The 13,378-nt window shown below is 71.0% G+C and carries 13 protein-coding genes and 1 riboswitch; of the genes, 8 read left to right on the top strand and 5 right to left on the bottom strand.

Annotated features, from left to right (window positions below):
• Positions 1 to 313 precede the first annotated feature (313 nt).
• On the top strand, positions 314 to 1,168 hold the full coding sequence (locus CLM62_RS22140; protein ID WP_373559174.1) for a GAF and ANTAR domain-containing protein: 855 nt from the start codon (positions 314 to 316) through the stop codon (positions 1,166 to 1,168).
• 41 nt (positions 1,169 to 1,209) lie between these two features.
• On the opposite strand, the gene CLM62_RS22135 is transcribed toward CLM62_RS22140, so the two are convergent.
• Positions 1,210 to 2,013, bottom strand: a complete 804-nt coding sequence (locus CLM62_RS22135) for a hypothetical protein (protein WP_095751597.1) — start codon at positions 2,011 to 2,013, stop codon at positions 1,210 to 1,212.
• A gap of 383 nt (positions 2,014 to 2,396) precedes the next feature.
• Here CLM62_RS22135 and thrS point away from each other — a divergent pair, with 383 nt between their 5' ends.
• Both thrS and CLM62_RS22125 read left to right on the top strand, forming a co-directional pair.
• Positions 2,397 to 3,623, top strand: coding sequence for a threonine--tRNA ligase (gene thrS / locus CLM62_RS22130; RefSeq protein WP_095751722.1), 1,227 nt, complete (start codon positions 2,397 to 2,399; stop codon positions 3,621 to 3,623).
• A gap of 55 nt (positions 3,624 to 3,678) precedes the next feature.
• Positions 3,679 to 4,641, top strand: a complete 963-nt coding sequence (locus CLM62_RS22125) for a nucleoside hydrolase (RefSeq protein ID WP_095751721.1) — start codon at positions 3,679 to 3,681, stop codon at positions 4,639 to 4,641.
• On the opposite strand, the gene CLM62_RS22120 is transcribed toward CLM62_RS22125, so the two are convergent.
• Together CLM62_RS22120 and CLM62_RS22115 are read right to left on the bottom strand one after the other, a co-directional pair.
• Positions 4,638 to 5,732, bottom strand: coding sequence for a HoxN/HupN/NixA family nickel/cobalt transporter (locus CLM62_RS22120; protein ID WP_179382183.1), 1,095 nt, complete (start codon positions 5,730 to 5,732; stop codon positions 4,638 to 4,640). The genes CLM62_RS22125 and CLM62_RS22120 overlap by 4 nt on opposite strands.
• Positions 5,733 to 5,759: 27 nt before the next feature.
• Positions 5,760 to 6,006: riboswitch (cobalamin riboswitch) on the bottom strand.
• A 158-nt stretch (positions 6,007 to 6,164) separates the two neighbouring features.
• Complete coding sequence (locus tag CLM62_RS22115; protein ID WP_095751595.1) at positions 6,165 to 7,106, bottom strand: LAETG motif-containing sortase-dependent surface protein; 942 nt, start codon at positions 7,104 to 7,106, stop codon at positions 6,165 to 6,167.
• Between the two features lie 346 nt (positions 7,107 to 7,452).
• Here CLM62_RS22115 and CLM62_RS22110 point away from each other — a divergent pair, with 346 nt between their 5' ends.
• The 4 genes from CLM62_RS22110 (at position 7,453) to CLM62_RS22095 (ending at position 11,297) form a co-directional block, all read left to right on the top strand.
• Positions 7,453 to 9,147: an alpha-amylase family glycosyl hydrolase gene (locus CLM62_RS22110; protein WP_095751594.1), complete on the top strand. Its 1,695-nt coding sequence runs from the start codon at positions 7,453 to 7,455 to the stop codon at positions 9,145 to 9,147.
• A 146-nt stretch (positions 9,148 to 9,293) separates the two neighbouring features.
• On the top strand, positions 9,294 to 10,073 hold the full coding sequence (locus CLM62_RS22105; protein WP_095751593.1) for a hypothetical protein: 780 nt from the start codon (positions 9,294 to 9,296) through the stop codon (positions 10,071 to 10,073).
• Positions 10,074 to 10,102: 29 nt separating this feature from the next.
• Complete coding sequence (locus tag CLM62_RS22100; protein ID WP_095751592.1) at positions 10,103 to 10,591, top strand: GyrI-like domain-containing protein; 489 nt, start codon at positions 10,103 to 10,105, stop codon at positions 10,589 to 10,591.
• A 169-nt stretch (positions 10,592 to 10,760) separates the two neighbouring features.
• Positions 10,761 to 11,297 (top strand): hypothetical protein, encoded by a 537-nt coding sequence (locus tag CLM62_RS22095; protein WP_095751591.1) that lies wholly within the window; start codon positions 10,761 to 10,763, stop codon positions 11,295 to 11,297.
• A gap of 50 nt (positions 11,298 to 11,347) precedes the next feature.
• On the opposite strand, the gene CLM62_RS22090 is transcribed toward CLM62_RS22095, so the two are convergent.
• Both CLM62_RS22090 and CLM62_RS22085 read right to left on the bottom strand, forming a co-directional pair.
• Positions 11,348 to 11,719: a DUF6479 family protein gene (locus CLM62_RS22090; RefSeq protein ID WP_095751590.1), complete on the bottom strand. Its 372-nt coding sequence runs from the start codon at positions 11,717 to 11,719 to the stop codon at positions 11,348 to 11,350.
• A gap of 51 nt (positions 11,720 to 11,770) precedes the next feature.
• A complete protein-coding gene (locus CLM62_RS22085; RefSeq protein ID WP_095751589.1) occupies positions 11,771 to 12,760 on the bottom strand; it encodes a glycosyltransferase family 2 protein in 990 nt (329 codons plus the stop codon).
• Between the two features lie 144 nt (positions 12,761 to 12,904).
• Here CLM62_RS22085 and CLM62_RS22080 point away from each other — a divergent pair, with 144 nt between their 5' ends.
• A complete protein-coding gene (locus CLM62_RS22080) occupies positions 12,905 to 13,375 on the top strand; it encodes a GtrA family protein (RefSeq protein WP_257003993.1) in 471 nt (156 codons plus the stop codon).
• The last annotated feature ends 3 nt before the right edge of the window (positions 13,376 to 13,378 follow it).

Below are 13,378 nucleotides of genomic sequence, written 5' to 3'. Positions count from 1 at the left end.
CCAGCGGGCCGCTCAGGGCGTCGGCACGTTCCCGGCGCTCCCCGCAGGGGACCCGGTCGAGCTCACGCTCGCGGAGTTCGGTTCACCCGGGTGATCTATGACAGGGGGCGCTCCCTGGAGGGCCGTACGGTCCGGATGACCGCACCTGGCCGCCGGTCCTCGACGCCACGTCGGTGCGGCGGGTGCGGCAGCCGGCGGACCCGTACGAGCAGCGGTGGGGCTGCCCTGAACGCCCCGGGTTTCGCCCCATGGGCGAGGGGTAGTCGGGCGGCGCCCACGCACGACATTGGCCGCGCTGTGGTCGAAGGAGGCGGTGGCCGTGCGGCCCAGGAACGATCGACAGGGTGCCCCCGGTGACGACCCCGGCGGGCGCGGTGCGGCGGGTGGCGGCTGCCCGAGTGCGGGCCCCCGGACGCCGGGCCCTCGCCGGCCGGATGTGGACGACGAGCGCGAGGACCGGCAGGACCGGATGCGGGCCGTCGACGTCATCGCCGAGGAGGTGCGGGACGCCGAGCCCAGGGAGATCCCGGAGCGGCTGTGCGAGGTGGCGGTCGAGCTGCTGCCGGTGGTAGGGGCCAGCGTGGCGCTGCACAGCGACGGCATGCCGGTACGGGTGAGCGCGAGCAGCGAGCAGGCCGCGTTCCTGGCGGAGATCCAGGCCACCCTGGGCGACGGACCCTGTCTGCACGCCGCGCGGACCGGCGCGCCCGTGCTCGCCTGCGACCTGACGTCCGGCGAGGACGCGGGCCGCTGGCCGGTCTTCGCACAGCAGGCCACGGCCGCCGGGGTGCGGGCGGTGTACGCGCTGCCGCTGGGCAACGACTCCGTGTGCGTGGGCACGCTCGACCTCTACCGCGACACCCCTGGCGAGCTCACGGCCCGCGAACTGCGCACCGCGCTGCTGGTGGCCGGCGTGATGACGGTGGCCCTGATGGCGTTGCCGCGCGGCGAGGAGAACGGCAGCCGGGGCGCGGATTCCTGGCTGAGCGGCCTGGCCGCCGACCAGGACGAGGTCTACCAGGCCGTCGGCATGATCATGGCCCAGCTCGGGGTCGGCTCCGAGGAGGCGCTGGCCCGGCTGAGGGCCCACGCCTTCGCGCGGAACCGTACGGCCCTCGATGTGGCGCGCGAAGTGGTCGCGCACCGGACGAGGTTCGAGCGGGACTGAAACCGGTCTCGGCGCAGCGGCGGCGGATGCCCCGCCCCTGTTCAGACCTCCACCCGCCCGTGTTTACGGACCTCCGTCAGGCGCCTCGCCCCCAGTTCCACGGCCCCCTGCGTGACGTCGGACGACACCTCGCCGAGGCCGCCGTTGGAGACACTGATCGCGTCGTCGCCGACGCGGACGGCGGCGACCTCCAGTCTGAGCAGGGTGGTGTCGCCGTCTTCCGTCTCGCCGTACAGGCTGACGCGCAGGCCCTGGCGGGCGTCCCCGGCGTCCGGCAGGGGCGCCTCGCTGACCTGGACACGCTGCACGTAGCCGTGGGCGGTCCTCGCCGTGAACCGGTCGCACTTCCGGGGCAGCGTCTTCATCCAGGCCAGGGTCCGGTCGATGTCGGCCGGGCGCGGGGCGAGGATCTGGTAGCGCATCTGGGCCTCGTTCCAGGGGTCGTCGAGGCCGATCACCGCCCGGGGCCGGGCGTCCGCGCCGAACAGTTCCTCGGCGTAGAGGGCGTCGAGCAGGCGCTGGCAGTCCGGGGCTTTCGTCGTGGCCTTGAGCAGCCCGTCCCGCCAGGTCGCGGGGCCCTGCGACGACGCCCACGGCTCATCCAGGTCGTCCTCCGTGACCAGGGCGGCTTCTGCCTGTGCCCGGGTGAGGGCGGGGGCGGCGGTCGGGGACGCGGATTTCGTGGGCCGGTGGGTGGTGGCCGGGGACGGGGTCGTCGTGGGCGTCACGGCGGGTCTCGGGGCGGTCTGCGGGTGGGGGATCAGCGAGGAACAGGCGGTCGCGGTGAGCAGGACGCCGAGCGAGAGCGCGGAGGCGAGGAGGGCGCGGACCGGCGGTCGGGTCATCGGGGGTGTCTCCTTGGGGCGGCCAAGATCGAGTACGCCCTCTTACGGCACCACCACGCCGGACGGGCCACCAGTGAGCCGGGCCGTCCGGGTGACCGGGTGAGGGCTGAGGGATGAGGGGTGAGGCGATAGGAGTGATGTGGAGGAACCGGCAGGAAAACCGGTCGTCCGTCCCCGCGCCCCGCTGCTACCGTCCCCCCATGCAGCGCGCCCGTGTTCCCGCACACCCGTCTCTCACGACGACGCCGGAGAGTGTCCCGGCGCGCTGACCACTGGACCGCATGTCCGCAGCCCCGGGGCGAGTGCCCCGGGGCTGCGTCGTTTCCTGGTTCCCCTGGTACCTCGCCCCCCGAGCGAGGGAGCTCACCATGTACGACCACCGCATGTACGACCACCGCCGACTCGGCCGTGAACTCGACCTGTTCGACACCGACCCGCTGATGGGCGCGGGCCTGCCGTACTGGCTCCCCGACGGGGCCGTCGTACGGCACACCCTGGAGGAGTACATCCGGGAGGCCGAACGCGCCGCCGGCTACCGGCACGTGTACTCGCCCGTGCTCGGCAAGCGGGAGCTGTACGAGATGTCCGGCCACTGGTCCCACTACAGCGACGACATGTTCCCGCCGATGGCGCTGGGAGCGGAGGAGGTCGTACTGCGCCCCAGCCTCTGCCCCCACCACGCCCTCATCTACCGCTCCCGCTCCCACAGCTACCGCGAACTCCCACTCCGCATGGCCGAGTTGGGCGGCATGTACCGCTCCGAGCTGTCCGGCGTGCTCGGCGGCCTGACCCGGGTCCGGGCCATCCAGCTCAACGACGCGCACATCTTCTGCACCCTGGAGCAGGCCGTCCAGGAGGCCCGCGCGGCCCTGGAGCTGATCGCCCGCGCCTACGCCGACCTGGGCATCCGCGCCGCCCGGTACCGTCTCTCCCTCCCCGGCGAGGACGGCAAGGGCAAGTACGTCGCCGACCCGGAGCTGTGGCGGCGGGCCACCGCACTGCTCAGGGAGGTCCTGGACGGCTCCGGCATCGCCTACGAGGCGGTGGAGGGCGAGGCCGCCTTCTACGGCCCCAAGATCGACGTCCAGATCACCGACCCCGCCGGCCGCGAAGCCACCCTGTCCACCGTCCAGATCGACTTCCACCAGCCCGAACGCTTCGACCTGCACTACATCGGCGCCGACGGGGCGAAACACCGGCCGGTCATGGTGCACCGCAGCATCATCGGCAGCGTCGAGCGTGCGGTCGCGCACCTCATCGAGGAACACGGCGGCGCGTTCCCGGCATGGCTCGCGCCCGTGCAGCTGGTGGTGCTGCCGGTGGCTCAGGCGCAGGTGGAGCAGGGGGAGGAGGTCGTACGGCGGGCTCTGGCGCGGGGGCTGCGGGCGGAGCTGGCCGCCCCCGGTGACGGCACCCTCGGCGCCCGCATCCGGGCGGCGCGGCTCGTGCCGTACCAGGCGGTGATCGGGGAGCGGGAGGCCGACGGCGACCTGGCGGCCGTACGGCTGCGGGACGGCAGGCGCCCCGGGGCGGTACCGGTGGCCGAACTGCTGCGTCGGGTCGGTGCCTGTGTGGAGGAGCGCGGCGCCGAACTGTGGCGGGCTGCGTAAGGTCACTCTCGTAGCCCGTGGAGAGAGGATCTCAACCGTGACCGCCATGACTGCCGTGACAGATCAGCCCATCCCGGTGATCATCGACTGCGACACGGGTGTCGACGACGCTCTGGCCCTGCTCTTCGCCGTACGGCACCCGGGTCTCGACGTGCGCGCGGTGACCTGCGTGGCGGGCAACACCGACGTGGACGGGGTGGTCCGCAACACCCTGACCGTGCTGGAGCAGGCCGGGGCGCCCGGCATCCCGGTCGCGCGGGGTGCCGAACGCCCGCTGATCGAGCCCGTCCGCACAGCCCGGCACGTCCACGGCCAGGACGGGATGGGCGACCTCGGCCTGCCCGCGCCGACCCGGGTCCCGGTCGACGTCGACGCGGTCACGCTGCTGAGGCAGGAGATCCTCGCGTCCCCCCGCCCCGTCACCCTCATCCCCACCGCCCCGCTGACCAACATCGCGCTGCTCCTGCGCACGCACCCCGAGGTGGTCCGCAACATCGAGCGGATCGTGTTCATGGGCGGCGCGGTGGCGACCGGAAACGCCACCCCGGTCGCGGAGTTCAACGTGTGGCACGACCCCGAGGCCGCCGCGATCCTGCTGACGGCCGGGGTGCCGATCACCATGTACGGCCTGGACGTCTTCAAGCAGGTCCTGGTCCCGGCCGGGGACGTCCAGCGCCTGCGCGCGAGCACGGAACCCCGCCTCCGCATGGCCGGCGAACTCCTCGCCCACCGCGACCCCGCCACCTCCGGCGACCCCACCCCCATGGGCGGCCTCGGCGACGCGGGCGCGGTCTGCGCGGTCGTCGACCCGGACGGCATCACGACGGAGAGCCTCCCGGTCGAGGTGAGCCTGTCCCCGGGCCCCACCCGAGGCCAGACGATCGTCGACCGCCGCCCGCGGCCCGGCGAGTCCGAGATTCACGAGGGTGTACGTGAACAGCCGCTGGTGAATGTGGCGTTGGGCGTGGATGTGGAGCGGTACGTGAAGCTGTGGCTGGCGACGGTGGAGGGTGTCTAGCGGGTGTCGGCGGCGGGGCGCACCGCCCACCGCTGCTCCACCCTCGCGAGTCGCCAGTAGGCGATGGCCGCCGCCCACACCACCACGAACAGAGCGACGATGACGTACCCGACGTTGTCGAGGTCGATCTCGGCGATCCAGGTGGTCACGGCGTCGGTCAGGTCGAGCTTCTCGTGCAGCACGCCGACCAGTTCGATCGTGCCGATGAAGAAGGCGACGGCGATGGACAGGCCGGTGATCGTGAGGTTGTAGAAGACCTTGCGGACGGGGTGGGAGAACGCCCACTGGTAGGCGAAGTTCATGAACGTGCCGTCGAGGGTGTCGAACAGGCTCATGCCGGCGGCGAAGAGGAGAGGGAGGGAGAGGATCGCGTACCAGGGGAGACCGGCCGCCGCGCCCGAGCCCGCCATCACCATCAGGGTCACCTCGGTGGCCGTGTCGAAGCCGAGGCCGAAGAGGAAGCCGAGGGGGAACATCTGCCCCGGACGGCTGATGGACTTGGTGAGGCGGCCCAGGACGCGGTTCATGAACCCCCTTGAATCCAGGTGCTGTTCGAGCTCCTTCTCGTCGTACTCGCCGGCCCGCATCGCCCGGAAGACCTTCAGGATCCCGAGCAGGGCGACCAGGTTGAGGGCGGCGATGAGGTAGAGGAACGTGCCGGAGACCGTCGTACCGACGATCCCGAGCGTCTGGTGGGTACGCGACTCGTCGTTCAGGAGCGTGCCCGCGAGTGCGGCGCCGCCCGCGACGAGTGCGGCCATGACCACCACCACGCTCGAATGCCCGAGGGCGAACCAGAAGCCCACCGACACCGGCCGCTTGCCGTCGGCCATCAGCTTGCGGGTGGTGTTGTCGATGGCGGCGATGTGGTCGGCGTCGAAGGCGTGCCGCATGCCGAGGGTGTAGGCGGTGATGCCGAGGCCGATGCCGAAGGCCTTGTCGCCGACCTCGTAGTGACCGGGCACGACGAGCAGGAAGAGAACCCCGAAGGCGACGACGTGCAGGGCGGCGATCACCGCCATCAGACCGGCGGTCTTGAGGGTGTCCTCGCGCCGCCAGCGGAAGGAGGATGTGGGCTCGGGCAGGGTCATACGGTCACGCTCCAGCACCTCGTGGATCAACTCGTGAGATGCCGTGGCCGGTCTCCTGGCTTGGGGGTACCTCCCGCTCGAGCGAAGTCGAGAGTGGGGGAGGGTCGTGCGTCCGCCGTCCCTGCCTTCCCAGTCGTACGACCAGTGGCCCGGCTCGTGCCGGACGGGACGTGAACTCCCCGATCACAGTGGCGAGGGCCGCTCCGGAATGGCCTCCTGAGTGTCCTGAGGGGGCGTCACCGGCTTCCCGAGCACCACGGCCCGCCCACCGTAGGGCGGCAAGCGGTCTCCTGCATAGCTGCGTACTTGCGCAGGTATCCAAGATCACACGGGGGACGTGGTGATGGGCAGATCTGTTCCACCCCCGCGAGGGGAAACCCCAGGTCACGCGGGCGTGCCGGTGGAACAGATCTGCCCATTACCGGGTGATGCTTACGAGCGAGCGGCTCGCTTGCGTCGCGTCGTCAGGACGATGCCCGCGCCGCCCGCCAGGAGTACGGCCGCGCCGATAGCGATCGGGCCGGTCGCGCTGCTGCCGCCTGTCTCCGCGAGGTTGTCGCCGCCGCCGTTCGGCTGGGGGGCCGGGGCGGTGGTGGAGTCGGAGGGGGTCGGGGTCGGGGTCTCGGTGGACGGGGTCTCCGAGGCCGGGGGCTCCGTCGCCGGAGGCGTCGTCTCCGCCGTCGGTGTCGAGGGCTCGGTGGGCTCCTCGGGGGTCGACGGGGGCGGGGTCGGCGTGGCCGGGGGCTCCTCCGTGGCCGGAGGCGTCGTGCAGTTCTTCGTGCCGCCGTTCCAGGCCGCGATCAGTTTGTCCTTGATGACCGGGCGGTCCGGGCCCTTGGGCAGGTCGCCGTGCTGGAAGCCGTCGTTCGCGTCGAGCTTGCCGTCGAACTTGACCGCGCCGCGGTAGAGGTCGATCTGCGCGAAGCAGCCCGCGTCCGGCACCGCGATGTCGAGGGACTCGGTCTGCCCCGGCTTGACGGTCACCGTGTCGAAGTCGACGAAGACCTGCTCGCCGGAGGTCGCGAAGGTCGCGCCGTGGGCGAGGTAGGAGGCGAGGGAGGCGGTGCAGGTGGAGGCGTCACCGGCGGCACGGACCTTGATGTGGACCTTGCCGTCGTCGGTGGGCTTGAGGTTCTGGTCGTCGACCTTGACCGAGTCGTAGAAGTTCGATCCGTCCAGCGAGAACTGGCAGCGGTCGGTACCGGTTTCCGTGCCCGCGCCCGTTCCGGGCTTGTAGCTGCCGCCGGACTTCCAGCCGTCGCCGCCGGGGGTGCCGGTGGCCCAGGCGGCCGAGGCGGGGGCGGCACAGAGGACGAGCGCCGCGGCGCCCGTCCCCAGCAGGCGGCGCGCGGTGACACGTCTAGCTATGGACATGCGGATCCCATCGGGTGAGGGGGGTGGCGAGTGTTCCGAAGAACACCGGGTCTGAAAAACGCACACAGAGCCCTGAGATACACAGAGTGATGCACAGGGTCTGAAAACACTGGGCCCATTGGTCACATGGGCCACGGTGTCCGCACATCGTGGATCTCCTGGCAGAACGCTGTCAACCTGCGGCTATGGAGGGCGACTTCAGAAAGCCATCACAATTTCGTCACACGGGGAATGAACTGCTCCGGACAGCGTTCGAGTTCGCTTTCCCGACAATGTGGACAGGTACCTGAGTGCCCGTCCGATTGCCCACCTGAGTGCCCCGCGCCACTGCCACGAGGGAGACCACGTGACCGACCCCGTTACCGACCACCCCGACCGCTCCGACCGCTCCGACACCACTGCCGACCTCTCCTCCCGCGACCCCAACTGGTGGCGCCAGGCCGTCGTCTACCAGGTCTACCCCCGCAGCTTCGCCGACGCCGACGGCGACGGACTCGGGGACCTCAAGGGCATCACCCGGCGGCTGACCCACCTCGCCGCGCTCGGCGTCGACGCCCTGTGGCTGAGCCCCTTCTACCCCTCCGAACTCGCCGACGGCGGCTACGACGTGGCCGACCACCGGGACGTCGACCCACGCCTGGGCAGCCTCGACGACTTCGACGCGCTGGCCACCGAGGCCCACCGGCTCGGCCTGAAAGTGATCGTCGACCTGGTCCCCAACCACACCTCCCACCAGCACGTGTGGTTCCAGGAGGCCCTCGCCTCCGGCCCCGGCTCCCCCGCCCGCGACCGCTACGTCTTCCGCGACGGCCGCGGCACGCACGGCGAACTCCCGCCCACCGACTGGCAGTCCGTCTTCGGCGGCAGCGCCTGGCAGCGGGTGCCGGACGGACAGTGGTACCTCCACCTGTTCGCCCCCCAACAGCCCGACCTCGACTGGGCGAACGAGGAGGTCCGCGCCGACTTCCGCACCACCCTGCGCTTCTGGTCCGACCGCGGTGTCGACGGCTTCCGCGTCGACGTCGCCCACGCCCTGGCCAAGGACCTGAGCGAGCCGCTGCGCGACCTCGGCGCCCCCGAACTCAGCGGCGAGGACGCGCTCCCCCAGTTCCCGCCCGGCACCCACCCCTTCTTCGACCGCGACGAGGTCCACGAGATCTACCGCGACTGGCGCAAGATCCTCGACTCCTACCGCCCGCCCCGCATGGCGGTCGCCGAGGCCTGGGTCCAGGGCGCCCGACGCACGCTGTACGCCCGCCCGGACGAACTCGGCCAGGCCTTCAACTTCGAGTATCTCCAGGCCGGTTGGGACGCGGACGAACTGCGCCAGGTCATCACCGACTCCCTGGACAGCGCGCACCAGGCGGGCGCCTCCGCCACTTGGGTGCTGTCCAACCACGACGTCGTACGGCACACCTCCCGGCTGATGCTCCCGCCCGGCACCGACGACAACGCCTGGCTGCTGTCCGGCGGCCACGCACCCGCGGTGGACGAGTCCCACGGCCTACGACGGGCCAGGGCGGCCACGCTCCTGATGCTGGCGCTGCCCGGATCGTCGTACGTCTACCAGGGCGAGGAACTCGGCCTGCCCGAGGTCGCCGAACTGCCCGTCGAGGTCCTCCAGGACCCGATCTGGGAGCAGACGGGTCGGGTGCGCAAGGGGCGCGACGGGTGCCGGGTGCCGTTGCCGTGGACGACGACGGGACCGTCGTACGGCTTCGGGGCGGGTGGTGCCTGGCTGCCGCAGCCGGACAGCTTCGCGGCGTACGCCGTCGAGGCCCAGGACGGTGTCGAGGGCTCCACCCTGGAGCTCTACCGCACGGCCCTGCGGCTGCGCCGCAAGCTGCTGGAGGGCGAGTCACTGGTCTGGGCGGACGACACCCCGGCCGGGGTACTGGACTTCACCCGGCACGACGGCTGGCGGTGCGTCACCAACCTGTCGGGGACGGCCGTACGGCTGCCGGCGGGGGAGGTGCTGCTGAGCAGCGCCCCTCTGGAGGACGGGCTGCTGGGCCCGGACACGACCGTCTGGATCGGCTGACTGTCTCTCGGCCCCCATTCGGCGGTGGGTCGCCCATACGGCCGTGCACCACATGCCACCTGCGGAAACAGGCCGGGAGAATCGCTCGCAGCGGTGTCGCCGGTGTCGCCGACGTCCGTCGTGAGGCCGTGAGGAGTTCGCCGACGATGAGCAGGTCCAGGAAGTCAGTCGCCCTGGTGGGCATAGCCCTGGCGGGCGCGATCGCCGTCCTGTGCGGTTCGTCGCCCGCGGTGGCGTACGCCGGTGAGCCCGGCCGTGAGCTGTGGGGTGCCGTGACCATCGGCCCGGGGCGGGCAGGGGTCGTCGAGGTCGCGGGGTACGCGGGGCCGCCGTTGGGCGCCGGGTCGGCGTTGACGCTGACGGCGCCGGACGGGGTCGCGGTCACGGGCGTGCCGCTCGACGCCGCCGGCTACCGGGGCGCTCTCGCGCGCGACAGGGGCAGCGGGATGTACACCTTGACGGGTTCCGCCGGGGCTGAGGCGTGGCGGGGCCGGGCCTTCCCCTTCGTCCTGGCCGTGCCCGCGTACGCCGTGCCGGGCACACGGCTGCGGGGCTGTGCGCTGTGGCTCACGGACGTGAGCGGGATGGTCCGGCAGCGGGGCGCGTGCGCGGTGATCGTCGGCCTGCCCGAGCCGAAGCTGACCCGCCCCGAGTCGGGGGTGCCGTTGCCCGACCGGCCGGAGATCTCCGGTACGGCCTATCCGGGCTCCCAGGTCACCGTCCGGGACGCGGCCGAGAACAAGGTCTGCGCGACGACGGCCGGCACCGACGGCACCTGGTCGTGCCTACCGGGCCCGGCGCTCGCGGCCGGCGCGGGGCGGCTTCAGGCGACGGCTTCCCTGAACGGTGTGAGTGCGGCGAGCGAGCAGATCCAGATCATGGTGGGCGGCACGTCGTCGAAGGGGTTGTCCAAGGCTGGGCGATGAGATTCCGGTGCGGGCCCGGTCCACACGTCATGAGTACTCCTGGAACCGAGCCGCAGCTCGTGAGACTCGACCCGGCGATGACAGCGGTGATCCGCGGCGTCGTTCCGATGGCTCAGCTGCGGGACTTCTTCGACTCCTCCTTCCGTACCCTGGCCCTGACCATCGACGCTCAGCGGATCGCCGTGGCGAGCCCTGCCTTCTGCGTCCACCGCGGACTTCCCGGACACGGACTTCCCGGAGAGACCGTCGACCTCGAGGTCGGCTTCGCCACGGACCGGGCCGTGCGGCCCCAGGGCGACGTCGTCGCCGGTTCGCTGCCCGGCGGCCTGGTCGCGCGGCTGACGCACGTCGGGTCGTACGACGCTCTCGACTCCTCCTGGCAGCGGCTGCACTCCTGGCTGCGTGCCCAAGGGCTGTCGGCCGGAGAGGTCAGGTGGGAAACCTACGTCACACAGCCCACGCCGGAGATGGACCCGCGTGACCTGCGCACCGAGCTCAACTGGCCGGTGGCGGACTGACGGACCCGGCCGCTCCACGCCGGGCTTCACCCGGACAGCCGCGCCCCCATGGCGGCGGCTCTCGTCTCGCCCGATCGTCGAGTCGAAGGACGAGACCCTGGCGGACGGCTCACGGCTCACAGCTCACGGCTCACCGTGCCGCCCGCCCCGGCAGAGACGGGATACCGCCATGACCCAGCAACCGCACGCGACACCGCCGCCGACCGGAGGGGGCCGGACGCCCACGGGCCGGGAGCAGACGCCCCCGGCCCGGGACGACACCTTCCGGCCGGCCGGTCCCGCGTCCGCCGAGGCCGGCCCCGCGATGACGCCGACCCAAGCCGGCTGGGTCACGGGCGGGGTCGTCTTCGCCGGTGTGCTGATGCTGATGAACGGCGTCCTGGCGATCTTCCAGGGCATCTCCGCGCTCGCGGAGGACGACGTCTGGGCCCGCCTCGGCGACTACGTCTACAAGATCAACCTGACCGGCTGGGGAGTGATCCTCATCGTCCTGGGCGCGGTCATCGCCGCCACCGGCTGGGGCATCCTCAAGGGCGCCGCCTGGGCCCGGATGACGGGCATCTTCCTGGCGTCCCTGAGCATGGTCGCCCAGTTCCTGTTCCTGCCGTACGCCCCGGTCTGGTCGGTCATCATGATCGCCATCAACTTCTTCGTGATCTGGGCACTGGCGGTGTACCGGCCCAGGACGGCGGGGGCCGCCCTGTAGAGGGGCAACCCCCGCACGTCGTAGATGATCACGCGCAGCCGAGGCCGCGATCATGTATGCCCCAGTCCTCCGCTCCCGAAGGAGCCGCTGGAACCCGGCAGCCAGCGCTTCCGGTGCTGGTCCTTACCTCGTTTGCTTGCGGAGTGGTGGAGCTGATACGGCATGAGCCGTTCCCGCCCGTCCGGGGGCACCGGAACTTCGTCCGGCTCCCGTAGCTCCCGGACCTCGCGGATCGGGCCGGACTCGGGCAGCTTCGGCTGCTCCTCCGGGCGGGGGTGGGGCAGCTCCTGGTCCATGGCCTTCATGCCCAATCGCACGGCCCAGATCAAGGCACCGGCGATGAACAGGCCTCCGACAAAGGCGGCGATCACGTTGAGCACATCGCTCCCCGCGGCCGCTAGTTCATACATCGCCGTACTCATATTCCGATTATCGCCGATATGAGGCTTTGAGCGACGTGGACGCCGACCACATTATTTTTGCGTGATCGCCGCCGGGCCGTGGGCGTCGGCCTCCTGGCGGAGGTGCGGTGGCGAGGGGTGCGGTGCCGGATAGGCGAGGTGCGCGAGCCGCAACTGTTCCTGGCGCATGTACATGACCGACTCAAGGATGTAGCCCACGAGCAGGACCAGCGTCGCGATGGTCATGATCGCGGCGGCGAGGATCGCCGTCGGGAAGCGTGGCACGGTGCCGGTCCGGACGAAGTCGGTGATGACGGGGATACCGAGAATGACCGAGACGAGGGCGAGCGCACCCGCGATCACGGTGTGGACGAGCGAGGGCCGCTCGCGCCGGGCCAGATCGAGGATCAGCCGGAGGATGCGCCAGCCGTCCCGGCATGTTCGCAGTTTACTCTCGCTTCCGTCGGGCCGGACTCTGTAGTCCACCACCGCCTCCGCCGTGGGGAGGCGGAGGTGGAGTGCGTGGACGGTCATCTCGGTCTCGGTCTCGAACTCGCGGGAGAGTGCCGGGAAGGATTTGACGAAGCGCCGGGAGAAGACCCGGTAGCCGCTCAGCATGTCGGTCACGTCATTGCCGAACAGAGAGCGCACCGCCCCGGTGAGCAGTTTGTTGCCGACGGTGTGCCCCGTCCGGTAGGCACCGCTGACCGTCTGGCGACGAGCGCCGACGACCTGGTCGTAGGGGCCCTCGAAGAGCAGGTCCACCAAGTCGCGCGCCCGTGACGCGTCGTACGTGTCGTCGCCGTCGATGATGAGCAGCGCGTCGGCGTCGACATCGGCGAAGGCGCGCCGGATGACGTTGCCCTTTCCCTTGCGGGGCTCCTCCCGGACGATCGCACCCGCCTCGCGGGCGACCTCCACCGTGCGGTCGGTCGAGGCGTTGTCGTACACGTAGATGTCGGCCTCGGGGAGCGCCGCCCGCAGATCGCGCACCACCTTGCCGACGGCCGCCTCCTCGTTGTGACACGGCACGACACACGCGATCGTCGGTCTCACGACCACTCCTTACGCTCCTTGCGCTCCTTACGCGAAACGCTCCCTTGCGCGAACAGGTGCCGCATGACAAAGGCGCCGTATATAAGAAGAAATGATGCGTTATGGGCGAGTCCGGGAGGGGAGGGCGCGCCGTGTCGTTACTCTCGTTTTGTGCCGGTTCTCGCGTGTCTGACGCTCCGTATGCGTGACGCCGTCAGAGGCGTCTGGCGCGAGGCCGCGAAGTTCGGGATCGTCGGGGCGCTGGCCTTCGTCGTGGACAACGGCGGCTACAACCTGCTGGTCTTCGGCCTCCCCGGTGCCGCGGGTGGCGGATCGATGCGGACCGCGCCCGTCCAGGCGTCCGTAATCGCGACCAGCGCCGCAACGCTCTTCAGCTGGGTCGGCAATCGCTACTGGACCTACCGTCATCAGCGTCGCGAAAAGGTGACCCAGGAGCTGACCCTGTTCCTCTTCGCGAACATCGTCGGCGTCGCCATCACGGCGGGCACGGTCTTCCTGGCACGGCACGTGATCGGGCTCGAATCGGCCCTCAGTGACAATGTCGCCCGCGTCTTCGGCTGGGTTCTCGCCACGCTGTTCCGCTTCTTCGCCTACCGGCGCTACGTCTTCATCGCGCCCTGATCC

The organism is Streptomyces sp. SA15 (assembly GCF_002291145.1).
GTDB lineage: Bacteria > Actinomycetota > Actinomycetes > Streptomycetales > Streptomycetaceae > Streptomyces.
Note: the sequence above shows the minus strand (reverse complement) of the source record. Positions and strands in the feature narration are given on the sequence as shown.